21 protein-coding genes are annotated in these 25,421 nt (G+C 44.8%); 2 read left to right on the forward strand and 19 right to left on the reverse strand.

The window, feature by feature from the left end:
- Positions 1–158: 158 nt before the first annotated feature.
- The 11 genes from ABIE26_RS09760 to ABIE26_RS09810 form a co-directional block, all read right to left on the reverse strand.
- Complete coding sequence (locus ABIE26_RS09760; protein WP_310137319.1) at positions 159–1,067, reverse strand: TlpA family protein disulfide reductase; 909 nt, start codon at positions 1,065–1,067, stop codon at positions 159–161.
- 10 nt (positions 1,068–1,077) lie between these two features.
- Positions 1,078–1,368 carry a DUF255 domain-containing protein gene (locus ABIE26_RS09765; RefSeq protein WP_310137316.1) on the reverse strand — a complete coding sequence of 97 codons (291 nt, stop codon included), beginning with the start codon at positions 1,366–1,368 and terminating at the stop codon, positions 1,078–1,080.
- A gap of 132 nt (positions 1,369–1,500) precedes the next feature.
- On the reverse strand, positions 1,501–1,638 hold the full coding sequence (locus tag ABIE26_RS09770; protein WP_310137313.1) for a hypothetical protein: 138 nt from the start codon (positions 1,636–1,638) through the stop codon (positions 1,501–1,503).
- Between the two features lie 5 nt (positions 1,639–1,643).
- Positions 1,644–1,883 (reverse strand): SGNH/GDSL hydrolase N-terminal domain-containing protein, encoded by a 240-nt coding sequence (locus tag ABIE26_RS09775; protein ID WP_310137309.1) that lies wholly within the window; start codon positions 1,881–1,883, stop codon positions 1,644–1,646.
- Between the two features lie 13 nt (positions 1,884–1,896).
- Positions 1,897–2,745, reverse strand: a complete 849-nt coding sequence (locus ABIE26_RS09780; protein WP_310137307.1) for an endonuclease/exonuclease/phosphatase family protein — start codon at positions 2,743–2,745, stop codon at positions 1,897–1,899.
- Positions 2,742–3,797 (reverse strand): DUF6528 family protein, encoded by a 1,056-nt coding sequence (locus ABIE26_RS09785; protein ID WP_310137304.1) that lies wholly within the window; start codon positions 3,795–3,797, stop codon positions 2,742–2,744. Before ABIE26_RS09785 ends, ABIE26_RS09780 begins: the two co-directional genes overlap by 4 nt.
- Before the next feature lie 22 nt (positions 3,798–3,819).
- A complete protein-coding gene (locus ABIE26_RS09790; protein ID WP_310137301.1) occupies positions 3,820–5,034 on the reverse strand; it encodes a BT_3987 domain-containing protein in 1,215 nt (404 codons plus the stop codon).
- Positions 5,035–5,059: 25 nt separating this feature from the next.
- On the reverse strand, positions 5,060–6,700 hold the full coding sequence (locus ABIE26_RS09795) for a RagB/SusD family nutrient uptake outer membrane protein (RefSeq protein WP_310137298.1): 1,641 nt from the start codon (positions 6,698–6,700) through the stop codon (positions 5,060–5,062).
- Between the two features lie 17 nt (positions 6,701–6,717).
- Positions 6,718–9,981 (reverse strand): TonB-dependent receptor, encoded by a 3,264-nt coding sequence (locus ABIE26_RS09800; protein ID WP_310137295.1) that lies wholly within the window; start codon positions 9,979–9,981, stop codon positions 6,718–6,720.
- Positions 9,982–10,194: 213 nt separating this feature from the next.
- Complete coding sequence (locus ABIE26_RS09805) at positions 10,195–11,355, reverse strand: FecR family protein (RefSeq protein ID WP_310137292.1); 1,161 nt, start codon at positions 11,353–11,355, stop codon at positions 10,195–10,197.
- Between the two features lie 96 nt (positions 11,356–11,451).
- Positions 11,452–12,045: an RNA polymerase sigma factor gene (locus ABIE26_RS09810; RefSeq protein WP_310137289.1), complete on the reverse strand. Its 594-nt coding sequence runs from the start codon at positions 12,043–12,045 to the stop codon at positions 11,452–11,454.
- A 113-nt stretch (positions 12,046–12,158) separates the two neighbouring features.
- Between ABIE26_RS09810 and ABIE26_RS09815 the strand changes: the two genes are divergently transcribed.
- The gene (locus tag ABIE26_RS09815; RefSeq protein WP_310137287.1) at positions 12,159–12,935 is read left to right on the forward strand and encodes a LuxR C-terminal-related transcriptional regulator; all 777 of its coding nucleotides are present in this window, start codon (positions 12,159–12,161) and stop codon (positions 12,933–12,935) included.
- A 14-nt stretch (positions 12,936–12,949) separates the two neighbouring features.
- Here the strand turns inward: ABIE26_RS09815 and ABIE26_RS09820 are convergent, their stop codons facing one another.
- Positions 12,950–13,321 carry a DUF4180 domain-containing protein gene (locus ABIE26_RS09820; RefSeq protein ID WP_310137284.1) on the reverse strand — a complete coding sequence of 124 codons (372 nt, stop codon included), beginning with the start codon at positions 13,319–13,321 and terminating at the stop codon, positions 12,950–12,952.
- A 59-nt stretch (positions 13,322–13,380) separates the two neighbouring features.
- Between ABIE26_RS09820 and ABIE26_RS09825 the strand changes: the two genes are divergently transcribed.
- The gene (locus ABIE26_RS09825; RefSeq protein WP_310137282.1) at positions 13,381–14,298 is read left to right on the forward strand and encodes a bestrophin family protein; all 918 of its coding nucleotides are present in this window, start codon (positions 13,381–13,383) and stop codon (positions 14,296–14,298) included.
- Positions 14,299–14,363: 65 nt separating this feature from the next.
- Here ABIE26_RS09825 and ABIE26_RS09830 read toward each other — a convergent pair whose 3' ends face one another.
- From ABIE26_RS09830 to ABIE26_RS09860, 7 genes are all read right to left on the reverse strand, one after another.
- On the reverse strand, positions 14,364–15,743 hold the full coding sequence (locus tag ABIE26_RS09830) for a thioredoxin family protein (protein ID WP_310137278.1): 1,380 nt from the start codon (positions 15,741–15,743) through the stop codon (positions 14,364–14,366).
- 15 nt (positions 15,744–15,758) lie between these two features.
- A complete protein-coding gene (locus ABIE26_RS09835) occupies positions 15,759–16,919 on the reverse strand; it encodes a TlpA disulfide reductase family protein (RefSeq protein ID WP_310137275.1) in 1,161 nt (386 codons plus the stop codon).
- A gap of 20 nt (positions 16,920–16,939) precedes the next feature.
- Entirely contained in the window at positions 16,940–18,070 is a 1,131-nt protein-coding gene (locus tag ABIE26_RS09840; protein WP_310137272.1) for a TlpA disulfide reductase family protein, read from the reverse strand.
- A 36-nt stretch (positions 18,071–18,106) separates the two neighbouring features.
- Positions 18,107–19,567 (reverse strand): RagB/SusD family nutrient uptake outer membrane protein, encoded by a 1,461-nt coding sequence (locus ABIE26_RS09845; RefSeq protein WP_310137269.1) that lies wholly within the window; start codon positions 19,565–19,567, stop codon positions 18,107–18,109.
- Positions 19,568–19,579: 12 nt separating this feature from the next.
- Entirely contained in the window at positions 19,580–23,308 is a 3,729-nt protein-coding gene (locus tag ABIE26_RS09850; RefSeq protein ID WP_310137267.1) for a SusC/RagA family TonB-linked outer membrane protein, read from the reverse strand.
- A 194-nt stretch (positions 23,309–23,502) separates the two neighbouring features.
- Entirely contained in the window at positions 23,503–24,600 is a 1,098-nt protein-coding gene (locus ABIE26_RS09855; protein ID WP_310137265.1) for a FecR family protein, read from the reverse strand.
- 54 nt (positions 24,601–24,654) lie between these two features.
- Positions 24,655–25,230: an RNA polymerase sigma factor gene (locus ABIE26_RS09860; protein WP_310137264.1), complete on the reverse strand. Its 576-nt coding sequence runs from the start codon at positions 25,228–25,230 to the stop codon at positions 24,655–24,657.
- Positions 25,231–25,421 lie beyond the last annotated feature (191 nt).

Consider the following 25,421-nt stretch of genomic DNA (forward strand, 5'->3'; position numbering starts at 1 on the left):
CGGCAATATTGCCTGTTCAACTATCGCATTTGCCTTTCTGCCTATCATCCATTTGGATATCGGCACCCTCTATGTACCTTTATACTATCAATTCGAATTTTTTCATAGTTTTAATATAAGGGTTGGTGTCTGAGTTGAGGGGCTCAGGCACCTTTTTTTTATATCCCTTTTTTCATTTTGTCCAGTGTAGCCTGATATTCGCCTTTTTTATCGGCCGGAACCAGGTCTACTGCTTTTTGCTGCATGGCAATAGCTTCATTTTTCTTGCCTGATTTGTAAAGCAGGTTGGCATAAGTATCTAAGAACATAGGTTCTTTCTCTTTGGTTTCGTCTACGCTACGTTTGCTCCACACCAATGCTGAGGCAACGCAATCAGGATCTTTACAGTTCTCGAAAACGGCCCAGGCAAAGTTGTTCAGCATCTCTGCATCTACCTCTGTACCATATTTTTTCATATAAGCCATTACAGCAGGCTGAAATTTATCCCATTTTTTTGTACCCTGATAAAACTGAACTTTTAGCAGATCGGTAGATTTTGTGATGTCAACACCAGGATATTTTGCAGTTGCTGCTGCAATTAATGAATCTATATTCGCAGTTGGCGTTCTTAATCCCGGATAAATATTTTCTTTAAGAATTACACCGCCCAGGATCTCATTTGATTTCCCTTTTCCAAGCACTGCATCCACTTTTTTAGGGTTTTTCATGATCAGTTCAAAGCCTTTGCTCTTGCTGTCTTTGATATACTTGCTCAAAAACTCCAGGTTGTCTTTGGTATACAGGTCCTTTTGCGTGGCCAGGTAAGCAGCTGCATATTTTGAAGCATTTTCTTCATCATAAGCATCTTCTGCAACAGCAACAAGTTTTTTCAGATCTTCCGGAGAAGGTTTACCTGTATCGTATTTTTTCAGCATGGTGTAGTACTGTGTCTCAGGGTTCAGTGCCTTTTGTGCCTTGGCAATAAAGCCATCTGCATCCCCACCGCCAACAATCCTGTGCACCAGCTCACCTTGCGGCGAGAAGATCAGGAATGTAGGATAAGCCCTTACATTGTACTCTTTGCTCATGGCTTCTGCATCAGCTTTTCACTTCTTCGCTGTCGTTTTTGGTCTTATCGAACTGAACTTTTACGTTTACAAAGTTCTTGTTAAAGAAATCGCCCACTTTTTCCTGAGGGAAAATGGTGCTGGTCATGTATTTACAGGGACCGCACCAGGTGGTAAAACAATCTACAAAAAGATACTTGTTCTCCTTTTTCGCTTTTTCTTTTACCTGTTGCCAGGAAAGCCCATGCTCAAAGTGGGTTCCTTTATCCTGCGCCAGCCCCAAAAAAGGCAGGAGCACAAATAATAAAATTAATTTTTTCATTGTGAATGTGATTTATAAGTTAGTTGTAAAGTTAGATGAAGATACAAACTTTATGTTACAGCAAGGTTAAATTGGTGTTTTTAACACATTTTAACTTTTGGTCGTCTGTGTAGTATTACAACCTGGAATCAATCAGTCGGGCCAGCAAGCACCAAGCAATAGCTTACCTGTATTCAGGTACTCAACATCCTTTATTCCGGCAAGTTTTGCTATTGTTTTATTCAATCCTGCAATTCTGGTTTCAAGTTCCTTCCGTGGAAGCAAACCCATTAATACTATTTTAGCTTCAGGCTGCCGTTCCATACCGCTGTTCTGACATCATCTTCGGCTTTGGCTGGCAAACGGTCATAAGGGTTTTTCAGTTCGCTGAACCAGGCCTGCCCCTGGATCACCTGCTTACCGGCAACTGCCGGATTATACCATTTTATTTCCTCCGTTTCCTGCGAAAAACTTTGAAAATGAAAGGTTAATAAACCGGCAGTCAGAAATAATAAAACGAATTTATACCGCTGCATAAGCACTAAGATACTATTTTAATGTCCAGGTGGCTATCAGGGGCAGATGATCTGATGCCTGGGTTACAATGGTATAGTAGTCAAACCTGTTAAAGCCTCTTGATTCATAGAAAAAATGATCAATGGAAACATTTGGATTAGCCGCTGATGCCGTTAACGGACAGCCACCATTACAGCCAAGCACCATATATTCTTTAAGTTTGGTTACTGTTGAAGAGCCAGGCGTTGCATTAAAATCACCGCCGAGAATAACCGGATACCTGAAATCCTTGACCATCCTGTTAATTTCAGTCGCCTGTAATAGCCTGGTGGCCTCCGACACATGATCAAGATGCGTAACGGCAAAGTTAAAGGGCTTGCCATCTATCATCACTTCTATCATTCCCATACTGCGCCCCTCGCCACCATTTGCAGGCAGCACATAACGGTAATATGCCCTGATGGGATATTTGGATAAAATCGCATCGCCATATTCTCCCCCATCGTAATACATGGCTCTGAAAAAGGCAAAATACATCCCCGTTTTTTCTGCCAGTACTTTCGCCTGGTTTATGGTGCTCCCGGAGCGGTCTGTAAACACATCCACTTCCTGAAGTGCTACGAGGTCAGGCTTGGGGTTCCGGTTATTGATGACATCAGCTATCCATTGCAAATCTATGGTATTGGTAACAGGTGATATCCCCCGATGGATATTATACGACATGGTTTTAAAAGTTGTTGCGGCAGCCGCTGCTTCAGTTGTTTGAACACTGGCCTTACCCGGTACCCCGGCACCTTCAGATTTAAGTTCCGAATCGACTTTACTACATCCGGTAAAGGCTAAGACACTTAAAATATACAATAGAAAATTTGCTGCTTTCATTGATATGCGGGGTTAAAAGTCCGTCCTTTATAAAAGGCAGCGCCTGTCCTGATCCGGTCATACAGCCAAAGCCCTGTATTGCTGTAAAAATGAACATAACTTGTACACCAGGTATTTAGCGAACAGGATGTTCTTGGTATTGTAGTTACGATATGCCCTGATGCAGTCTGATTACTGATAGCTTTGACACTGCTTTGAAAAGCACTTCCCGGGGCCTGTGTTGCTATTTTTGTTGTTTTGTTATAAGACCATGTTCCTGAGGTTTCACTGAACCATAACTTATTGGTATCTCCATAAAAAGGAGAAAGGTCGTGCCCGGTACCCGGAACCGTATACCTGCGGCTAACGATTTCTGTGAGTGTGGGATTAGCAGCTGTTCCGCCAACGGTAAAGGCATATAAATTGTCTCCGATTGCCCACAAACAATTGTTAACCGGGTCCCACAGCACACCATGTGCTGCCGGGAGGTTAACCTGCGCGTAAGTGTTGTTTGAGCCACCCTGTGAAGAAGCATAAACTCTTATCCAGCCGGGTGTAGACGCTGCGATTGCAATATTGCCATTCGGCAAAAGCTCTGCCGCATGGGGATTACCGCCTACATTTTTTGCCCATTTCCTCAATCCGTTGGGGTGACCGGCAATGGCGACCAGCCCTCCCGAGGACGCGACCACAATCACCTGGCTGGTTCCGGACCAATGCGTAGTATTGCGCACTTTAACATCAGAAACATTAGACCAGGCTGCTATTTCGGCGCTGGAGAAACCACCCCAATCGGCCGGCCACCAGGACCATTTCAATGCCGCAGCAGTGTTCCAGTCGGTTACCGTCTCGTCATACAGTTCAATCCTGTTGTTGGCCTGATTGGTTGTTGCAATGTAACAGGTAGTACAGCCAGCAACAGACACTTCAGCATCGGTGGCGTTTTGTGAACTGGCTTTAACGACAGCCCTCTCCTTTTGTTCATCGGTCTTTATTTTATCACAGCCAAAAAGGCCAAATCCAAACAGACAAACCAGAGTTATCCTGCTGGCAATATTTTTAATGATGCTCATGATAATGGATTTAAATGGTGAACTAATAGTATAAAGTAAATTGGGTAATAACCGGCAAATGTGTGCTGGTTGTGGTACTGCCTACAGTGTAACTCTGAACCCGGAAGCGATCGGCCGTTTTATACAGCATAAAGTCTGAATAAGCAGTTGGGTTTGCCGCGGGGTTATTTGGAGGGCAGCTGGTACACGGAAAATTCATCCCAATGCCTGCAAGGCCGGCATAAACACTCCCGGCAGGCGGCGTATCGTTAAAATTGCCCGCCAGAATTAGAGGATCCGTATTATAGGTCTGGATGATCCTGAGCAACTCGGGCAACTGGGCCGCACGCCGCGTGGCATTCGAGTTCAGTTGTGTACCTGCAAAAACCAGCTTATTGTTATCGTTTACCTGTACGGTGATTACACCCAGCGGGCCTTTTTCTGCATTGGTATCGCCGGTAGGCAAAATATAGGTATCGTTTTTAACAATAGGGTATTTTGAAAAGACTGCACAACCATAGGTGCCGCCATCAAAGCTTGCAATGGAAGTAGCAAACAGGTAATTGGGCATCCCTATTAATTGCGACAATGCCGTTACCTGGTCCACTTTACCGCTTCTTAGGGTATTGATGTCCATGGCCTTTACCAGCAACAGATCGGGATTGTTTGCCTTGATCACATCAGCTACGGTATTCAGATTGGTTACCGCAGCACCTTTATCCAGCGACATCACCCTGATGTTGATGCCTTCCCGCTGTCCTTCTATAAGAAAATAAGCCGTTTTTAAATCCTCATTTACCGCTGCATCTGCCGAAAGGCTTACCGGAAGCAGGTACTGTTTAAATGCCACCAGTGTACCCAGCGTTTTTAACCTGATCTTTAAAGGACTGGTGACCCGCTCCCCCTTTCTTATTGTGGCTGAAGTTTTTTCCAGTTCATAACTTCCTTCAGGCAGTGCTGCATAGGCAGTATTGTTCTTTTCGTTAAAATCCTGGATCAATGCGTTATCAACCTTAAATGTAACGTCTATATCCTGCCCGGTGTCGGCTATCCCCCCACGGGCAGCGGCAATATCAATGGTTTGCACTTCATCCTTCATGATAAAGGTCCTTACTGCCGGATATGTGCCGGCCTGCACGATGTATAATCTGGCATATTGCTCCGGATTGGATATCAGTTCCTGTTTGCAGGCCGAAAAACCGGCAGCTATTAAAATCAGTACGATTTTATAGTATACTCTACAGCATATATGTTTCATTTTCTTGTGATTTAAATGATGGGGCCTAATAGTTTGGATTTTGTACCAGGGCCCTGTCTTTATTAATTTCGGTTTGCGGGATGGGGTACAGGTAATTTTTACTCTGGTCAAACACCCTGTCTTCCACTAAAAACCGTTCATATTTATATACTGTTCCTGTTTTTGTAATGCGTACCCCATACATTTTGGTGAGTACATCCGGTGCAATTTTCCAGCGCCTCACATCCCAGAAGCGATGATTTTCAAAAGCAAGCTCTATCATCCTTTCGTGCCTGATGCGCAGCCGCATGGCATCTTTGCCAAGCGCTGGTGGCAAAGCAGGCATTTCAACCCCTTTTCTTGCGCGTATGGCATTGATTGCATCATAAATTGTCTGATCGGGCGCGTCCAGCGCCTCATTTTTTGCTTCCGCATAATTTAAAAGCGCTTCTGCATAGCGCATAAATATTTCAAAATGGCTTCCATAATTTATCGGGGCACTTAAGGTGCCGCTTTCGTCTACCGCTTTGGCCAGATAATATCCTGTCCTGGTGCTGTTGTTGCCAAAGGCCAGGGCATCTGCTGTACCGGATCCAACGTAAGTATAAATGGTTGCAGTTCCCCAGGTACGGGTATTGTAGATCACACTCATGGCCAGCCTCGGGTCGCGGTTTGCGTAAGGGTTTGCAGCGTGAACAGGGTTGCTCCAGCTAAATGCAGATCCGTCTTTCATCTCATATTCATCTACCAGGTTTTGTGAAGGATGGATATTACCATATCCTTTTAGGCTGGGTGGGAGGTTGCGCTGAAGCCAGTCTGTGAAATTACTGGTCGATTGAAAAATGATTTCAGGTGATGACCTTTTATGAAAAAGCAGTTTATAGTTGTCGTCCAGGCCATACAACTGAAGGTCCAGTACTTCCTTTGCAGCGGCAGCGGCGGCCTCCCATTTTGTCTTGTCATTTGCAGGGTTATTTAAGGCACTGGCCGCATACAACAATACCCGGGCCTTTAACATCATGGCTGCACCTTTGGTGGCACGACCAACATTGCTGGCCGTGTAGGAAGGAGGAAGTACAGCGATGGCACTGTTACAGTCCTTTATAATAAAGTCGACCGTCTCGTTATAAGTATTTTTTGGGATGTTTAAATCATCAGAAATCTGCAATACCCTGTCAATAATAGGCACCCCACCATAACGTTTCAGCAGTTCTGCATATACAAAAGCACGCAAAAACAAGGCCTCAGCTTTCATCCTGATTTTTCCGGCCGACTGGTCTGCCGCCTGTTCCGCTTCTACCGGCACATTGTCTATCCTTGCCAGGAACATGTTGATTTTTCTCAGATTGGCATAACTCGGTGCCCACATATCGTTAGGATTTAAGGTAGGTGAAAGCGTGCCATTCTTAAATGCCTGTCCATAGCCCTGTGTATCCGCATGCGAGGCATGAGCTTCATCTGTAATGGTTGAAAAACTGAACCCATAAACCAGGGGTGCCCAATTGGGCAGCAGCGCAGAATTATAAATATCAGACAGAAAACCACTGGTGTAAGCGTAATTGGTAAACACTTCTTCATCCGTTAAGCCGCCCGATTCTGCTTTATCCAGGTAAGTATCTATCTTCTTGCAGCCAGCTGTCAGCATCAGTGCAACAAGCACCATCAAAGCAATATTTTTATGTAACATAATTCAATCGTTTTTAGTTAAAAATCAACAGAAAGCCCAAAATTGTACACACGTTGCTGAGGATATACAGCACCATTTCCGCCAGGGATTTCCGGGTCAAATGTCCCGCCCACTTTGTCCCAGGTATAAACGTTCTGGGCGTTTGCAAATACCCTTAAAGCTGTAGTGCCCAATTGCCTTTTCATCGCCTTGAATTTGAGCGTATATCCTACTTCCACGTTCTTTAGCCTTAAATAACTTGCGTCTTTTAAAAAGAAAGAAGAAAACCTGTGGTTGTTCGTATTTACACTGTAATGCAGTGCCGGATAAGTCGCCGTAGCGGCAGTCTCAGGTGTCCACCGTCCCAGGTGCTGCTCCAGCACATTTCCACGGTTCCAGAATTCGTAAGCTGCCTGATTGTTCAGGATCACATTTACGTTGCCGGCTCCCTGAAAAAGACAGCTCAGGTCCAGGTTTCTCCACTGTACCGACAAGGAGGCACCGTAAAATATTTCCGGCACAGCCGTACCGCCTATCGGCCCCGCATCATTGGCATCAATAATCCCATCGCTATTCAGGTCCCTGTATTTTAAATCGCCCGGAATCAGCTTACCAAACTGCTGAGGGCTGTTGTCAATATCTTCCTGGCTTTGAAAAAAGCCGATTGCCGTTAGTCCGTATAGCTGGCCAATGGGCAGGCCTGTCCTGAGCAGGTAATCGTAAGGTTTGGCTTCTTCATCCATAAAAAGAATCTTATTTCTTGCAAATGAGACATTTCCCTGGACGTTATAGCTCAGTTCTCCAATTTTGTGTTTATGGGACAATACCAATTCAAAACCACGGTTTTTTACTGATCCAAAATTTACCGGGGGTAAATTTGCTGCGCTTACCCCAATAAGGGAAGGGACAGAGTTCCGGGTGATCAGGATGTCATTCCGGGTTTCCTGAAATAGATCCAGCGTAATCCCCAGCAAACCTTTTGCAAATACTGCATCCAATCCGATATTGGCTTTGCGTGCTTTCTCCCAGGTTACATCGGCATTTGCAAGCGCCCCTTCCTGTACCCCCTGCAGGGTCGACAGCGGATCGCCAAACTGGTAACCTCCACCCCGGTTAAATTGCGAAACAAACAGCCACCTTCTGCCGCTCAGCTGATCATTACCGGTAAGTCCGTAAGAACCTCTGATCTTGAGCATATCTATCATGGAAATGTTCTTCAGGAAGCTTTCCTTCGAAAGGATCCAGGCGGCAGATACCGCAGGGAAAAAGCCGTACCGGCTTTCTTTGGCAAAGTTATCGGTACCATTGTACCCGGCATCAAATTCAGCAAAGTACTTGTTCTTGTAATCGTAGGCAATCCTGGTTACCAGCCCCTGCGAAACATAGGGAACCTCTCCGCCAATCACTTTTTGTGTCCTGTTGGCCAGCAGCAATCCGGTAAAATTATGGTCACCGAATGCGCGCTGGTAATTCAAAGACAGGTCGGTCCAGATGTCCCTGTTCTGACTAAAGGTAGACACCGGCGCACTTAGTGCCTGGTCTGAACCCGCATAGGTATAACTGGCTTCATCCTTCAGATCGCCGGTCCCATTATAAAAAGCACTTCTAACCGATTCCGAACGGGTGAAGGAGTTCAGGAAATAACCATCGAAAGAATAATTGCCTTTGATGAACAGCCCTTTTGTTATAAAATCAAGTTTGTGGGTAGCCGATAACATTCCGGAAAGCGAAGAATTAAAACCCTGGGTAAAGCCCCAGGTGTTCAGTTCTTTAAGCGGATTGCCCCCCATTGCAGGGTCCCTTCCGTAAAATCCTGTCGGATACCTGATCGGCGCGGCATTGGGCTGAACTGAACCCAGATAGCCGAACAACGCATCAGAAGCTATCCTGGACGCATTCGTATTCTCAATGGCACCAAACAAATTGAGGGATAAAGAGAAATTTTTATTTAAATCCATGTCAATATTCGACCGGAAATTGTACCTTTTCATCTGGGCATTGGGATCATACTTTGGCTGTTTCGTTGCCCTGTACAAACCATTTTGCTCTACATACCCCAGATTGACAAAATACCTGGAAGTCGTACTACCGCCATTTACACTAAAGTTCGCCCTGTTTAAACTCGATGATTTGATCATCTCATGTACCCAGTCTATATCCGGGTACCGCATGGGGTCAGAACCTGTCCGGTAAGCTTCCAGCGCAACATCAGAATATGGTGGAGTAACCAGTGGATTGTCATTCTTCGCTGCCTCATTGGCCAGTAAAGCATAATCATAGGAACGCAAAAATTTCGGCAGACGTGTAGCAGCCAACACGGCACTTTGCAGGCCTGCTGTAATTACCGGAGGGCCTGCAGCTCCTCTCCTGGTGGTAATGATGATTACTCCGTTTGCCCCTTTTACACCATACAGTGCTGTTGCAGAAGCATCTTTCAGAATGGTAATGTTCTCCACTTCGTTTACATCAAGTTTACCAATAGCGCTGGGGTCTTTCTGAACACCATCAATTGTGATCAATGGCTGTGCGCTGTTAAAAGTTGCACGCCCGCGGATCAATAAAGAAGCGATGTCTTTTCCTGGTTCCCCGCTGCGTTGCTGGGCAATTAAGCCGGGTAAACGGCCAGCCAAAGCATTGGTAAGGTTTGCTACAGGACTTTGCTTCAATTCTTTTGAGGAAACAGCAGCAACCGACCCGGTCTGGGCAATCTTTTTCTGGGTTTGTCCGAAGCCTAATACAACAACTTCCTCCAGGGATTCCAGGCTTTCTTTCAGAATGATGTTAAAATCAGTGTTGCGACCGATAGGGACTTCCTGTGTTTCAAAGCCGATAAATTTGAAAATCAACACGCTGCCCTCGCTAACGCCCTTAAAGGAAAAACGTCCTTCGGTATCCGTGGTGGTTACCTTACTGGTTTCTTTTACCATTACAGTTACTCCTGGTAATGGCAAGCCTTTTTCGTCGACCACCCTCCCTTTGATGTCTGTTTGCTGAAACCGGTCGGTTGTATTACCAGCTGAGACTAAGTCCGCTTTCCTGGAAACCACTACTGATTTCTCCTCAATGGCATAAGTGAGGGGCTGCGCCCTGAACAGTATGCGCAAAGCCTCGCTAAGCGTAACCTCTTTCAGGTCAACAGAGACAGGTTTACTATCCTTCATCATCTTGTTGGAAAGGATAAAACCGTATCCGGTTTGCTGACTGATCTTTTTAAAGACCTTAGTCAGCGGTTCATTCTTAACAGCCAGTGTAACCTTTTGTCCAAAGGTTGTTGCACTTGCCTGTACGATACCTAAAATCATGATTAGGGTGGTTAACCTCATAACTAACAGGAATTGGTGAATGTGCATAGCTAACACACCCGGTTTTTGGGTATAAATTTTATACATTTGTTTGTCTGGTTAAATGAGTTTGATTGGTTCACAAAAAATGATCGGCCATTTCCGGATATCCGCCAGTTGTGTTCCACCACAACTGGTTTTTATTTTTTGGGCAATGGCCTTTTAACGCATAGGTTACCGTACCATAACCCTCCTTCCCTCAACCGTTAGCTGGATTGAGCCAGACGAGCGCATCATCTTCATTACTTTTGCCAGCGACCATGAGCGGGGCAGCCTGCCGGTAAATGTATCTTTGGTTGGTGGACTGGCAAAGCTGATGTCAACATTGTACCACCTCGAAAATTCACGCATCACCGTATGTATGTCGGCATCCGTAAAATCGAAATAGCCATCCTTCCAGGCAATAATTTCATTCACATCAACATTTGTTACCTCCAGTTTGCCCGCATTTAAGGCAGACTGCTGGCCGGGCTTTAACATACTTTGCTGAGCACCGGCAACAACCATTACAGTACCTTCCAGCAAGGTTGTTTTTAAAACAGACTCATTATCGTAAGCTTTTACATTAAAATGGGTACCTAAAACCTGTACGGATTGCCCCTTTGAAATCACCCGGAAAGGTTTTGCAGCATTGTGTGCAACCTCAAAATAAAGTTCTCCCTGGATTTTAACCTCCCTGGTACGGCCACTGAATGCTGCCGGAAAGGTAATGGAAGAACCCGCATTGAGCCAGACACCCGTCCCGTCAGAAAGCACCAGGTGATATGTACCACCAGCAGGTGTTGTCATCGTATTCATAACCGTATTTGCTGTACCCTGTACACCCACACCGCTTTTATAGACAGCCTGCCCATCGGCAGTTTTACTGATCACTGAGCCAGCCTCTGTCCCGATTTCACCGTTCATTGCATCTTCCAGATTAATGGTTTTACCGTCCGACAAGGTTAAAACGGCCTTATTCCCTCCGGGAGCTACATCATTTTTAAATTGATTTTGTGCCAGTTCGCTTTTACCTGTTTTTACCTGGTAGTAAAACAGTCCGGCCCCGAGAATGACAAGCGCCAGGGCAGCAACCCATATGCGGGGCCAGATACGAACCGTTGTCGTTTGCCTGGTATTGATACTTATCTTTTCGAAAAGCTGATCGGCAATCTCCTGATCAAGATCTGCATAATTTTCCTTTGGAAAGTCGGCATAAACTTCCGACAACACTGCCTTAACCTCCTCATCCAAATCGTCATTCCGAAAAACTGATTCCAGTTCATGAAGTTCTTCAGCACTGGCCTTATCACTGAGGTACTGTTTACAGAGATAGCTTATTCTTTCTTTATTCATCCTTCGTTCAGGGATTTAACCATGGCACCTGAAGCCGCCCCTTTTCTTAGGTAGACGAACGGCAGTAAGGAGAGGGTATAGGGAAATGAAAAAAGATTAAAATAATTTAAAAATGATAAAAATGGCAGCAAGGTCTGTATGCCGGGCAAGGTAACCACGCAGAAAGCGCAGAGATAGTTTCATATACAACTTAACGGTATTGGGCGAGATGTTCAGCTGGGCCGCAGCTTCGTTGTATTTTAATCCCTGCCGGTGGCACAGCTCATAAACCAGTTTTTGCTGAGGCGGCAACTGATCAATACCTTCCTGCAAAATTCGCCTGGTATCTTCAAGTGTGATCTTCTCATCGGTTTCATTATGGCCTTCAACCCAGTTTTCCCTGATCGTGGTTTCCGAGCGTAAAGTAAGCCTCGATTTCCGGAGGACATCCAGCGCAGCATTGCGGCTGATGGTAACCAGGTAACTTTCCAGGTTCAGTACCCCAACGGCTTCCTTCCGCATGTTCCAGAATTTCAAAAATGTTTCCTGTACATTTTCATGAGCAAGTTCTTCTGATTTTAACAGGTGAAGCGCGTATTTATAAATGTTAGTGTTATAGGTATCGTAAATACTGCGAAAAGCACGCTGATCATCGGCGGCCATTTTAAGCAGCCATTCCGCTTCTTTAGCCCGAAAATTTATTTCACGCACCCGCATTAACAATTTTTCTTATACTGGTTAAATTCCCACCAATTATAATTAATTATTTCGGAAATTTACCCTCCTTTCTTCTATTTTAGCCATGCAAACCATAAATTACGCTGATGGCATATCAAAAAAAGCACAGACACCTGCTGGCAGAGGTATGGGAAAATTACCCGGTTGCCCTTTCCGATAAGCTGGCACCTGACCAGCCCAAGCTTGCAATAGACCATTTCATGGATATGATGTCCATGGGTTCCTGTTACTATTATGTCATCAATGTAGGAGATTACAGCCTGCAACAAGTTTCCGAGCGCACACTATATATTCATGGCCTGAAAGATTACCCATATACCCTTCAGCAGATCATAGACCTCATTCATCCCGAGGATGTCGATTTCGTGTTACGTGCGGAAGAGGCCACTTTGATAAAAATGAGCGAAATTGGCTTTGAACACCAGCTCCATCTCAAAACATCGTACTGCTTTAGAATGCGGGTAGCCGACGGATCCTACCGTCTCTTTCATCACCAGGCCATTCACCTCTCCAAAGACGATGAGGGCCGTCTCATTGCAGCATTGAACATCCATACCGACATCCATCACATTACCCAGACCAACAATCATATTGTGCTCGTTGCAGGGATAGGAAAACGCAATGATTATTGCCAGATAGACCTGTCGGTACAAAATACAAATCTGCCCATCCCTAAATTATCCAAACGTGAAATGGAAGTACTGCCTTTAATCGCTAAAGGGCTTTCCAGTAAACAGATAGGCGATCAATTGTTTATAGCTCCAGAAACCGTACGTATGCACCGTAAAAATTTACTGAGAAAGACCGGAACAAACGGGAGTGCGATGCTGATCAAACAATGTATAGAATGGGGCTTGATTTAGGCAGTCGTCAATCTTTATTTCATCAGCTTCTCAATGGCCTGTTCCGTTGAGCCAACAAAATTAACCAGCCGGCCATTGTTACTCTCGTAAATAAAATCGCGGATACTTTTGCCCGGATATTTTGAAAAATCGCCCACAATAGCCAACCTCAGCCTGTAATTGCTGAACTTCTGAAGAACCTCCCCGGCAATACCGGTTTTCAGGTCAAAAAAATCGGGTGTAATGTTGTCCTCGTGCAGGATAATGCGGTCAAAATCCTGGTAATACAGGTCGACCATCAACTGCAATGCCTCTTCGGGTGTGTTTATCAGGATTTCCTCAGCAGTAACTTCTGCAATTTTAACAGGGTTCTCCCCTGCGGGCTGGTGCGTTTTTACAGTCATCATCTTAAAATTTCAGCATTGAAGCAGCTAAGATAGCAGATTCAGTTATCTTTGTCTGCAGAATGATCATAAGAAAAAAGGAACACTGGTTTAGAATGCTTTTTATCTGGCAGGGATCTGTACTGCCAACGGTTCTTCCAAGGTTAATTTTACTCTTTGCACTGTCCATATGTATTGTCTGGCTCCGGGGCACCATTTTTTCATTCAAAATACCGCTCAACCCCGTTCCTCTGACTTTATTTGGCTTTGTGCTGGCCCTGTTCCTGGGTTTTCGCAACAATGTAAGCTACGACCGCTTTTGGGAAGGAAGAAAGCTTTGGGGAGCTTTACTGAACGATACCAGATCCCTGGCCCGCCAGGCGCTGACATTGCCCAATAACACGGCAGACCATAAACTCAGCATCAACTTTGTTCAGTTGCTGATCGCTTTTACCTATGCTTTAAAGCACCAGCTGAGAGGTACGGATGCTTTACCGGATTTGAAAGACCGTCTTACCGAAGCGCAATTTCAACGTGTTGCCCCGGCAAGGTATAAACCTATAATACTTATGAAACTGATGGCAGAATGGGTAAAGAAAGCCAAAGCCAATCATGAAATTGACTCCATTCAGCAAGCGCGCTTTGATGAAAACCTGGATAAGTTATCGGATATCGCAGGCGGTTGTGAAAGGATAATATCCACGCCGATCCCCTATAGTTACCGCGTGTTGCTGCACCGCACGGTTTACCTGTACTGCTTTCTTTTGCCATTTGGTTTGGTAGATAGCCTGCAATGGTTCACCCCCTTTATCGTGGTTTTTATCGCCTATACCTTTGTGGCTTTTGAGGCCATCGCAGATGAGATTGAGCAACCTTTTGGAACCGAAGCCAATGACCTTGCCCTGAATGCCATGTGCCGGATGATCGAAAGTACATTGCTGGAACTGGCAGGTGAAAAACTACCCGAGACTGAAGCCAGCAATAGCGGCATCATCGATTAGGAGTTGATATGGAATAAATACAAAGCCTCGCTTACACAAGAAACGAGGCTCTGTATTTTTAAAACTTACCAAAGCTCTTCCGGAGCTTCGCCTTTTTTCAGCTTCTCTACATTGGCTAGCAACAGTTTTTGTTTGTCATTACCCTGTATAAAACTATCCTTACTGGCTTTCAGCATCATCTCTGCAGCTTCTGCTTTTTTTCCAGTCTTCATTAGTAAACCAGCATACACCGCTTCCGTAGAAAAATGCGGGAAATAGCTTTCTGCCATTTTTGCCCATGCTATGGCCTGGCCCAGAATTTTAGGATCGTCTACCAGTTTATAAATAGCCTCGGCAGCCGAACGAAGCTTATAAGAGAAATCTACCATTTTCTGATTGGCGGAGACCCTTTGCATGGATGCCCAGTTCTCTACCTTGGTCGAATCCTGTTTACCGTTTAAATATGGCTCACGCATTTTCTGGTAGGCAGCTTTATCCGCAGCTATCTTTGCCTGTATGTCCAGCTTCAGTAAACCATTGTTTACGTAATCCAGGGCAGCAGGCACCAACTTTTTCACATTCTTTGTACCCTTGTAGTACTCCATAACCAACCCTTTTACAGCTACATCGGTCTCTTCCCTTTTCAACAATTCCATCAATTGCTTTTTAGCAGCCAGCATTACCGGCAGCATTTGTTCTTTGTTATTTTTGATAATGTCCGTCCGGAAATACTGATAAGTACCAGCGTCCAATAAACTCAGCACATAACCTTCCCGTTTTCCAATCAGCTGATCAAGCCTGGCATGATTTGCCACTACATAGTTATAGAATTTTCCGCCAGGTACAAAGGTCATGTTCGGATCAAAAGCAAATACACTGCTCATAAAATCCTTGTCCGACAGATCATTTTCGGTCAATAACGGAAATACTTCTTCCAGTAATGGGCCATTGGGCGCCTTTACCACTGCACGTTTGCCGATGTAACCCTTCAGAAAATCCTTATCCCTTTTTCCAGCTGTATACTCATCCTCCCATTTGGCCAAAGGCTTTGGATCATGTTTTTCCTTAATGGCAATGGCCGCCTCATTCAGAAATATCTTAGGCAGGTTATAGCCGCCCGATCGGTAAACCAGTTCGCCATCCCCATTTACAAACAGGTAGGTGGGATAGGATTTCACCCCAAATTTTTTGGCAATTTCTATACCTTCGCCTTTCTCTGCATCAATTTTATAATTTACAAAGTTCGGGTTAAATACATCGCCTACTTCCTTCAAAGGAAAAACCTCGGCTGCCATCTTTTTACAGGGCCCGCACCAGCTGGTGTAAACGTCTATAAACACCAGTTTATCTTCCTGTTTGGCTTTGGTCAGTACTTCTTTCCAGCTGCCATGGTCAAATTCAATTCCCTGGGCCAACAAATTGCCTGTTAAAAAGGCCAGGCAAGCCAATAAAATATATTTTTTCATCAGTATATTGTTAGGTTATTTACCAAAAATTTCTTTTAATTTTGCATCAATTTCGCTACCGTCGCCTACATTTCGGGCGATGATCTTCCCTTCTTTATCCAATAATATTTTGGTTGGAAAGGCAGTGACCCCATAAGATTTAACAGCATCAAACTGTTCCAGCCCTTCATTGTTCAGTACCTGTATCCAGTCTATCTTATCCTCTTCGATGGCTTTTATCCAGGCTTTACGACTGGATTCCAGTGTTTGTCCCTGTTCCTGTGCAATGCCCAGGATTTCAAAACCATCGGCTTTGTATTTGGCATATAGCGCTTTAAGGTGTGGGTGCGATGCGCGGCAAGGCCCGCACCAGCTGCCCCAAAAATCGATCAGCACATATTTTCCCTTCAGCGTTTCCAGGTTTACAGGCTGTCCGTTGATGTCTTTCTTTTGAATGGGTACTGCCTGTTTGCCTATTGCTGTGGCCTCCATATTGGCTATTTTACCTGCAATGGCTTTGGCAAATGAACTGTTTTTATGGGCACTGCCCAATTTAGCATAGGTGGTTTTCAGTTCTTCGAAACTCAGGGAGTTTTGCATACCCGACAAAAAGTACATACTCACCAGCGATCCCGGGTTCTTTTTCATAAAATCCAGCTTCAGCTGTTCTTCTTTTGCTGAATTCTCTGCACGTAATTTATAGGCTTTTTTAAATGCAACAGAGTCATCACCGGGTTTGAAATTATCATAGGCGCTTTTCAAAGTGGTCCAGTTTTGGCGGGTCAGTCCATTTAATTTAGGCTTAACACTGGCCCATTCTGCATTGGCTGTGCCACCGGTTATTTTAGCCATGTAGATTTCATCAGCATCGCCCTCGGCCTGTATCCTTTCATTGGTCAGAAAGAACTGCAGCGCGGGGCCCGGAATCATTCCCCTCCCGTTGATGATAACCGTTGCCGGGTTGCGGCGCAAACCAAAGCTGGCAACTACCGGCTCACTTACCTTTCCTTTAAATACCATCCAGCCGTTTTCTCTGATGTAAGCAGTATCAATCACATATTTGCCATTTGCCGCGTAGGCGATATAAGGCGTATAATTTTTAAAATTATTTACTTTAACTTTTAGCGTATAGCCTTCCTGGGCCATACAGCGGAGCATGCCCATGATACAGCACACTGTTAAGAGGTATCTTTTCATATTGTATAAATAAGGGTTTATTAATTTTTGATCAGTTCACTTAAACGTTTATCCAGCTCCTCCCCACGCAGGTTCTTGGCCAGGATAACGCCATCAGGGCCAATCAGGAAATTTTGAGGCACCGCTTTGACATCATACATACCGGCCACTGCATTTTTCCAGCCCTGCAGATCGCTCACATGGATCCATGGTAATCCATCGGTTTCAATAGCTTTTATCCAGGCCTCTTTTTTATCGTCAAGTGAAACCGCAATAATCTCAAAATTCTTGTCTTTAAATTTTTTATAGGCCTTTACCACGTTCGGATTTTCAGCCCTGCATGGCCCGCACCAGCTGGCCCAGAAATCGAGCAGTACATATTTGCCCTTTAATGAAGCCAGCGATACAGGTTTTCCTTCGGTATTGTTCTGTACAAAATTGAGCGCAGGCTTGCCTATATCTGTCTTCGTGGCCACCTTTAAACGCTCCCCAAGTTTTTTACCTTGTGAAGAGGCTTTCATGCGCGGGCTCAGGGCATTGTATGCCGGTCCTATCTTTTCCACATCTATTACCCCACTCCTGCCATTCAGCAGATCAAGTGTAACATAAGAATCCTGATGTTGCTGTATAAAGGCATCTTCTACTTTATTCATCTCTACACGGATAGCCCTTAATTGCGGGAACAGTTCATCCTTTGCCTTGTCATTTTTTTCCTTGGAATATTGCTGCATTTTTGCACTCAGCGGCTTCATCTTGTCCTGCAAAGGCTTCAGCTGGGAGTTCAGCAACAAATAGTCAGCTTGGGCTGCTCCCCCCTTAATCAGTGCAGTCCTGATAGTGCTGCCTGTCACAGTGATATCTTTGTTTTCCAGGAAAAATTCCTGTGCGTCCTGTGCCAGCATTTTTTCCATGGTCATCGGGCTTTTATCCTCCCCCAGCTCTTTTAAAGTAAGCTGTGCTTTTACCGCGTCTGCCACCTTTCCTTTTAACAGAAAGCCGCCGTTCTTTACTATAGCCGAATCTTTGACTGCTTTATCGTCAGCCCGGTAAGTCAGCATTACTTTTTGCCCTTCATGGTTGCCACTGAGCTTTCCATTCAGGGTAAAGCCATTTTGTGCGTTTGCAGCAAGGGCCGCCAGGCCCAATACTGCAGTAATTAATGTTTTTAACATTGTTTTTATATTATAGATTAAAACAAGATTGATTGATCAGGGGTTATTTACTGTACCCGGGTTCTGGTCCATAATTTTCCCCGGTATACGGAAGGTCAGCCTTTCTGTTTTCAAAGGAAAACTGGCAATGACATCCCCGGTTTTTGACAACACCTGATGTGTATAGGTTTTATTGGAAAAAAGCGGGTCGGTAGATAAACGTCTCATGTCAAACCAGCGATGACCTTGCAGGGCAAATTCGCGAATACGTTCATCCAGCACAAACTTTAGCATGGCTAGTGGATCTGCAATGTTCACCGTAGCATCCGAGGCAGACATCCTGCTCTTACGCAGGGTTTCCAGATCAGCTTTAGCACCTGCAACATCATTTGCCCTGGCCCGGCATTCGGCACGCATCAGGTAAAGGTCTGGCAAGGTAATTCCAATCTGGATATAAGGAAATCCGGCTTTTCTTCGCACCCCGGGTGTCGCAATCAAACCGCCACCATTCTGTTTGTCGCTATAGAGCTTCAGTCTTTCGTCCGAATTGCCTGCTGTTTTAAACAGCTCCATGGTTGCTGCCGACAGCATGAAATCATTTTGAAAAGAAGCATAACCACTAAGCATGGATTTGTAAAAAAGAACCTCCTGGTTTTGCGATTCATTGGCCGGACCGGTAATGTATCCATCCGGACTGCTTACCGGGTTATAGCCCCACGCTGCACCCGGCGCCAGGTTTACCTTGTAATCAAATAAAGCCATAAGGAAATTGGTTGGCATATCGGTAAACACATTGTTGAATTGCGCCAGCGCCTCCGGGTATTTGCCCATAAACCAATAGGTTTTCCCCAACAGGGCCTCGGCAGCCGATTTAGATGCCCGCATCCTGCTTCCTAACGAAAGTTGCAAATTCGGGATGGCCGTTTTCAAGTCGTCAAGAATAAAATCATACACAGCCTGTACCGATGAACGCTCAAATTTATTGACATTCACATCCGAAGTGGTAATGATAAAAAAGCCCGGGTCGTTTGCAGCTGTCGCTGCCGCGTAGGGCTTGCCATAGTAATTAATCAGAAACAGGTAGATCCAGGCCCTGTTCGTTAATGCCTCGGCCCTGATCGCCAGTTTCTGTTGTTCGCTGCCACCTTCAGAATCCATCACTTCATTGATGATCTTATTGTAAGTGTACAATAACTTCAGCATGGCCGCAGCTTCAACAGGGGTTTCTGTAGGCAGATAAATATCGTCGGCATACTGAAAAGAAAGTTTGGCAGGGATAGAACCTATTGCAGAATAGTAAGGGTCAACGGAAACGATCTCATCGCCCATAACCACATGATTAAATTGACCGTTGGTATAATAGGATGAATTGTTTAAAAGCAGGTTATAGTCGTTTGTTGCTTTTGCAATTACTTTTCCCTTGGGTTCTACCTCCAAAAAGCTTTTTTTACAAGCGCTAAAGCCTGCTACCACAACCATAGCCATCAGCAGGTATATTTTAATATGAATCTTCATCATCGTTATTTAAAATTAAAAGGTAACATGGGCACCAAACGTAATGGTATGCTGGTTAACCGGCACCTTGCGATAACCACCACTGTAAATACCAACAATATTTGCAGAGCCATCCCATCCGCCATAGGCGTCCATAAATTCAGGATCAATGCCATGTGAATTTGCTTTCCACAGCATCACATTCGAAAGCTGGACCCGGAAGGTTACTGCATCGGCACGCAATCTGGACAAAATGCCTTTTGGCAGGCTGTAGGCAAGGGTAATATCTCTCAATTTAATGTAAGAGGCATCCAGTACATTCTGGTCTGCATTGGTATAATAGGTCATGCTGCCACGTGCCGCGGTTACCGGAGCGGTGGTATAGGCCGGAACATTGGTAAAGGCCTCATCACCTGGCTTTTTCCATCTGTTTGCAAACTCTGCATTGATGTTACCGGTATACATGGCGTTAAAACCGCTGTTGGCAATCAAGCCACGCCCGCCAAACAGCGAGTTTACATCCCTGCGCATCACATACCCCAGGTTATAAACAGCATTCAGGCTTAAAGTAAAATCCCCGTAAGCAAAAGTATTGCTGAGGCCACCACTCAGTTTAGGTTGAAATGTCCCCATGTATTTCATGTCATCCACAGTCGCAACAGATCTTGCCTTGGTAACCGTGCCGTCCTTAAGTCTGATCTGCGGATCGCCTTTGCTGTCCAGGCCCGCATAATTGTAGGCAAATACTGCGAAAGCAGGATAGCCCTGCACATAAGGATTGGAGATCAGCTGATCACCACGGATAATAGGTGTGGCCCGGTTCACATAAGTAATTTCATTTTTATTAAAGCCTAAATTAAGCAAAGTGCTCCACCTGAAATCCCGGGTGCTGATGTTCACCGAATTCAGGTTCAAGTCTATCCCTTTATTGGTCATATTACCCGCATTACCCGTAATGGTAGCATAACCTGTGAGAATATTGACCGGCATCTCGCCAATAAGGTTTTCAGTTTTTTTACTGTAAAAGTCAAGCGATCCGCCAAGCCTGTTCTTCAGGAGGGAAAAGTCTATCCCGACATTTAAATTACGTGTAGTTTCCCAGGTCAGCTTTTTATTGGCTGGTGTAGACATTTCCAGTCCATTTCCTTCCGGATACAGAATTGCATATCCGCTAAACAGTTTTGCCAGGATATCCTTGGAAGCGGCACTACCGGGGTTTGGAGAATTACCTGTAAGTCCGTAGCTGCTCCGAAGGATCAGTTTATCTACCCAGGTAATTTTTTGCATAAATGTTTCACGCCCCAGTTGCCAGGCCAGCCCAAAGCTCCATAAAGGTTTATTCTGGGCCGATTTGTCTTTACCAAACAAATTGGATTGGTCTATACGCGTAGCCGCATTCAGGGTATACTTGTTGTTGAAGGTATAACCGCCATTGGCATAGTAGGATGAAATCCTGACCATGGATTCTGTTTCATTGTAAAAATCAGGAGTTAACTGACTGGTACCACTGGAACTGGTAGGCATTACAACATTGCCCACCCCCAACGACAACAAATTGTAGTCAATGATCGCATTGCTTAACAGCTGGCTGTTATAACCTCTCACCACTGAACCGCTTAAATTGTAAAACTGCTCCTGTGCTTCCTGACCTGCCAGTAAAACCAGTTGGTGTTCGCCGTTTTTCCAGGCCTGGTCAAAGATCAGCTGGTTCCTCACGGTCCAGTTCTTCTGCAATGAATTTGTAGTGGTATGGCGTCCCCCTGTTTCCGGCAGATAAGGTTTTGATCCGTTCAAGGGCGTAAAAGCAGCCAGTTCTGCACGAACATCATAATTGTTCTGATCCAGGTCATTTATGATTTTGGTTTGTGCTTTACTGATACTAAAAACCCCTTCATACCTCAGCCCCTTTACCAGGTTCACACTGGCACCGCCATTTGCCCTTGCGGTAAATATATTGCTGCTGGTTCGTCCCCTGTTCATTTCATCCAGCGGGCTATAAGCGAGGCTTACACGACTTTTACTTTCATAGCCCGTTCTGGCAATATTGTCGCGGTATAACCAGGACAAATCGGCATTGCTACCATCCGGATTCCTGAACAGCGCATAGGGCAGAAACGCTGAGGTTGGTTGTGTAAAATTGAGAGAGCCCAGGTCATTGTTGACGAGGTCAGTAATCAGGTAAAATTTGATTCGCTTATTCAGCTGAAAATCCTGGTGCAGGTTAAGACCGTAATTCCTGTTTTTGTCGCCCGGCTTGCTGTTCTGCGTGTTGGTATAAGAGCCAGATCCATAAAAGCTGTATTTATTGCCGCCCCCGGTCAGGGAAATGGAATGGTTCATCAGTACTGCATTCCTGTAAAACAGTTCTTTCATCTGTGCCACACCATCCTGAGAGGCCAGTTGGGCAAGTTTGGCATCAACCTGCTCCTGTGGCAATTTTTCAAGGTTGTAAAGAATGGTCTCATGTGGCATAACCGGGGCCTTGCCACCACCTGCAGGTTTTGATATGGTAGCGTAAGCATTTAAATTCGGATCAAAAACTGCCTTTGCGGCTTCAATAAACTGGCTGCTGTTCAACATATTCAGGTTCCCGATATCCGGTTTCCCCTGAAGGTTTACAAAACCATCATAATTGACGCTGAGGGCATCCCTGGTTTTACCTTTCTTTGTTAGGATCACAATTACGCCATTGGCGGCTTTGGCACCCCAGATAGAAGCTGAGGTAGCATCCTTAAGAATGGTTACATCTTCCACATCATTGGGGTTGATTTTTGATACATCATCAACGGGAACCCCATTTAAAACAATCAGCGGATCACGGTTTGCATTCAAGGTATTCAAACCCCTGATCATAACGGAATTACCGCTTGAACTTTTCCCTACTCCGCCGTTTCCGGTCGGGCTCGAAGAGTTATTGATCACCAGGCCCGGAATGAGACCATCCAGGCGCTGGAGCACATTTGTGGTTCCCGAACGGGCTTCCAGAATTTTCATATCGGGCTTGGCGTAAGATCCGGCGCTTCTTTCTCTCGACAAAGTCTGATAACCGGTATTTACCATGATGTTAACCTCCACCAGCTTTCCGGCATCTAATTGCATAGATATATTTCCCAGGTCTTTTGCGGCCTTAAGCTGTTGTGGCTTATAACCAAGAAAAGTGACAATGATAAACGCCCGTTCGTCTACATTTCTTAAGGTAAACTCACCATTTGCATTGGTAATTGCCCCTACATTTTTCATTTTAAGTGCAATGCCCTTATCGCCCAATCTGGCAATCTGAAGCACATTTTCTTCTGTGCTGATAAAAATACTGGCCCCCGCCAGCGGTTTTCCTTCTTCATCTACTACACGGCCTGTCACATCAAGGGTTTTAAATACATTGATGATCCGCTCAAACACGGAAAGCGTTTTGGCCTTGAGGATGATGTTCCTGGCATCGATCACATATTCCAGGTTTTGATCCGCTACGACCTGGTTCAACGCGGTTCTCAGATCGGTATTCCTGAAATCCACATTTACCTTGCGGTTAACATCTATGCCCTGATCGGCATAGAAAACATGGTATCCGGTTTGTTTCTTTACTTCCGCAAAGATCTCTTTTAAACTTGCGTTCTTTTTTACATAATTCAGCCGCTGGGCAAAGCTTGCAGCGCTGACCTGGGTTAGTGACAGTATTAATATGAAAGTGGTCAGCCTCATGATTAACAATAATTTTGCAGGCAGCTTAAAATGCAGCATACCTGAATAAAAAGCATTTTTATTCATACTTTTGTAATGGTTTGAGTTGATAGTAATAGTTGTTCTATTGATTTATCCCATTGCGGTTCCGCCCGCTGGGAAAGGTTGGCTCAAACTTCTGCCGGATTGTGTTCCACCACTTTCCGGTTTCTTTTTGATCGCCATGTAGGGTTCTAGGGTAAAGTTCTGCTCATTGAATTTCAGTTTAGTTAACAGTTGATTTATAATACCCGGACCGTCCGGTTTTCCAGTTTAAATTTCATGGTCCCTGTAAATTCCATGGCCTTCAGCACATCCATTACATGGTCATAGCGCGACAGTGAACCGCTAAAAGTTCTTTCTTTAAGCTCTGGGTTACTGTATACTACTTCTACATCGTACCAGCGGGAAATCTTTTTCATTAAGCTTTCCAGCGGTTCTTCCCGACATATGAATTCACCGTTCTTCCAATCTATTGCATCATTGGCATTTACTTCCCTGACACTGATATTTCCATCCGCCTGCACGGCCTGCTGGTTAGGCTTTAATATTTTTTGATTGATCAGAATTGAACCTTCAAGCAAGGTTGTTCTGGTATTTGCTTCATCAGTATAAGCGTTGATGTTAAAATGCGTCCCCAACACCCGTACCTCTTGATTTCTGGATTTTACAATAAAAGGCTGCTTCTTATTTTTGGTCACTTCAAAATAAGCCTCTCCACTTAACTCAACCCTGCGTTCTGCAAGGGATTTAAAGCTAGAAGGAAACTTTAAGGAAGATGAAGCATTAAGCTGTACTTTACTGCCATCGGGCAACACCACTTCATAAGTACCGCCTCTCGGGGTTACCACACTTGCCATTTCCATAGCACTGCCCCCCGATATGCCCGCCACAGGACTACCATCATCATAGCTTAACTTCCCCGCAGCTACAACTACTCCCGATTTGCCATCGCTAAGTGCTATCCTTTTACCGCCTTCCATAGTAATGGTTGCCCTGTTTTTACCGGGTGCAATATCATGTGTATACACTATACTGGTCTCATTTCGTAAACCGGGAATATAGGGACGACTAAACCACAACGCAGCTCCTGCCAGCAATACGATTGAAGCCGCAGCTGCAATACGCGGCCATAATTTGTGAGTTTTCTGAGTGCCTGTTTCTTCAGGTACTGCCGCCCACATTTCTTTTTTCAGCACTTCAAAATCCGTTTCGGACAAGCCAGTACCTTCATCTGCGGCAAATTGCTGGTACCAGTTGTCCACCAATTGCTGCTCTTCAGGTGTACACTGTCCGGCATTGTATTTTAAGATCAGTTCCTTTGCTTCTTCTTTGTTCATTACTACCATAAAGAATAAAGGCACCGCAGGGGTGACAAGAAATAAAAAAAAATACTATTTAAAAAACATGACCAGGTAAAGCACCAGTCCAAGCCTTACCCTAAGCACTTTTAAGGCCCGTTTGATCTGTGTGGTAACGGTTTCTTCTGAAACATTCAGTTGCTGTGCAATTTCCTTATGGCTCAGCTGATCTACGCGGCTCATTAAAAAGATTGCCTGCATTTTTGGGGGCAGCGCAGCAATCTCGCGGCTTATGATGTCCTGCAATTGTTTTTCACGAACACGGTGGTCTGTAGCACCTTCGGTATAGCTGGCAAAGGCTGCCAGCGAATCAAAATACCTGGATTCAATACTCTTATGGCCTATAAGGTCGAGTGTTTTGTGTTTTACGGCCAGCATCAGGTAGCCTCCCAGGCTAGCCTGCGGGTTCAGCTGATCACGTTTTGCCCATAAGGCTGCAAAAACTTCCTGCACAATATCCTTTGCTTCTTCCCTGTCGCGTAATTTTTTATAGACATGGGCAAAAAGCAGGCTGTTGTATTTATCAAAAATGGCAGCAAAGGCCTGCCTGTTGCCTTCTTTCAATAAAGCAATCAGTTCAGTATCGTTAAGTTTACTGTAAGCAGGCATGGCATTCAACTCCCGGTATAAATTTACCTAAAAACTTTACAAGTCTAAGCTTTTAAAAGAAATAAACCATACAGGAAAAAAGATCTTTTTAAGGTACATCAGCATAAGACCTATCAATGTTACGCTTATATTGTACTATTGCTGATCTATTATTGTTCTTGTACTACATGACCCGTCCTGAATAAACTTAA

The sequence above is a fragment of the Pedobacter africanus genome (assembly GCF_040548825.1).
GTDB lineage: Bacteria > Bacteroidota > Bacteroidia > Sphingobacteriales > Sphingobacteriaceae > Pedobacter > Pedobacter africanus_A.

What these genes read in the sequence shown, in the direction of transcription:
- ABIE26_RS09835 (WP_310137275.1), bottom strand. Translation starts at nt 16,919, where the DNA reads ATGAAAAGATACCTCTTAACAGTGTGCTGTATCATGGGCATGCTCCGC.
- ABIE26_RS09845 (WP_310137269.1), bottom strand. Translation starts at nt 19,567, where the DNA reads ATGATGAAGATTCATATTAAAATATACCTGCTGATGGCTATGGTTGTG.
- ABIE26_RS09850 (WP_310137267.1), bottom strand. Translation starts at nt 23,308, where the DNA reads ATGAATAAAAATGCTTTTTATTCAGGTATGCTGCATTTTAAGCTGCCT.
- ABIE26_RS09805 (WP_310137292.1), bottom strand. Translation starts at nt 11,355, where the DNA reads ATGAATAAAGAAAGAATAAGCTATCTCTGTAAACAGTACCTCAGTGAT.
- ABIE26_RS09855 (WP_310137265.1), bottom strand. Translation starts at nt 24,600, where the DNA reads ATGAACAAAGAAGAAGCAAAGGAACTGATCTTAAAATACAATGCCGGA.
- ABIE26_RS09775 (WP_310137309.1), bottom strand. Translation starts at nt 1,883, where the DNA reads ATGCAGCGGTATAAATTCGTTTTATTATTTCTGACTGCCGGTTTATTA.
- ABIE26_RS09830 (WP_310137278.1), bottom strand. Translation starts at nt 15,743, where the DNA reads ATGAAAAAATATATTTTATTGGCTTGCCTGGCCTTTTTAACAGGCAAT.
- ABIE26_RS09840 (WP_310137272.1), bottom strand. Translation starts at nt 18,070, where the DNA reads ATGTTAAAAACATTAATTACTGCAGTATTGGGCCTGGCGGCCCTTGCT.
- ABIE26_RS09760 (WP_310137319.1), bottom strand. Translation starts at nt 1,067, where the DNA reads ATGAGCAAAGAGTACAATGTAAGGGCTTATCCTACATTCCTGATCTTC.
- ABIE26_RS09790 (WP_310137301.1), bottom strand. Translation starts at nt 5,034, where the DNA reads ATGAAACATATATGCTGTAGAGTATACTATAAAATCGTACTGATTTTA.
- ABIE26_RS09825 (WP_310137282.1), top strand. Translation starts at nt 13,381, where the DNA reads ATGATCATAAGAAAAAAGGAACACTGGTTTAGAATGCTTTTTATCTGG.
- ABIE26_RS09770 (WP_310137313.1), bottom strand. Translation starts at nt 1,638, where the DNA reads ATGGGTTTGCTTCCACGGAAGGAACTTGAAACCAGAATTGCAGGATTG.
- ABIE26_RS09765 (WP_310137316.1), bottom strand. Translation starts at nt 1,368, where the DNA reads ATGAAAAAATTAATTTTATTATTTGTGCTCCTGCCTTTTTTGGGGCTG.
- ABIE26_RS09800 (WP_310137295.1), bottom strand. Translation starts at nt 9,981, where the DNA reads ATGATTTTAGGTATCGTACAGGCAAGTGCAACAACCTTTGGACAAAAG.
- ABIE26_RS09785 (WP_310137304.1), bottom strand. Translation starts at nt 3,797, where the DNA reads ATGAGCATCATTAAAAATATTGCCAGCAGGATAACTCTGGTTTGTCTG.
- ABIE26_RS09780 (WP_310137307.1), bottom strand. Translation starts at nt 2,745, where the DNA reads ATGAAAGCAGCAAATTTTCTATTGTATATTTTAAGTGTCTTAGCCTTT.
- ABIE26_RS09815 (WP_310137287.1), top strand. Translation starts at nt 12,159, where the DNA reads ATGGCATATCAAAAAAAGCACAGACACCTGCTGGCAGAGGTATGGGAA.
- ABIE26_RS09795 (WP_310137298.1), bottom strand. Translation starts at nt 6,700, where the DNA reads ATGTTACATAAAAATATTGCTTTGATGGTGCTTGTTGCACTGATGCTG.
- ABIE26_RS09860 (WP_310137264.1), bottom strand. Translation starts at nt 25,230, where the DNA reads ATGCCTGCTTACAGTAAACTTAACGATACTGAACTGATTGCTTTATTG.
- ABIE26_RS09820 (WP_310137284.1), bottom strand. Translation starts at nt 13,321, where the DNA reads ATGATGACTGTAAAAACGCACCAGCCCGCAGGGGAGAACCCTGTTAAA.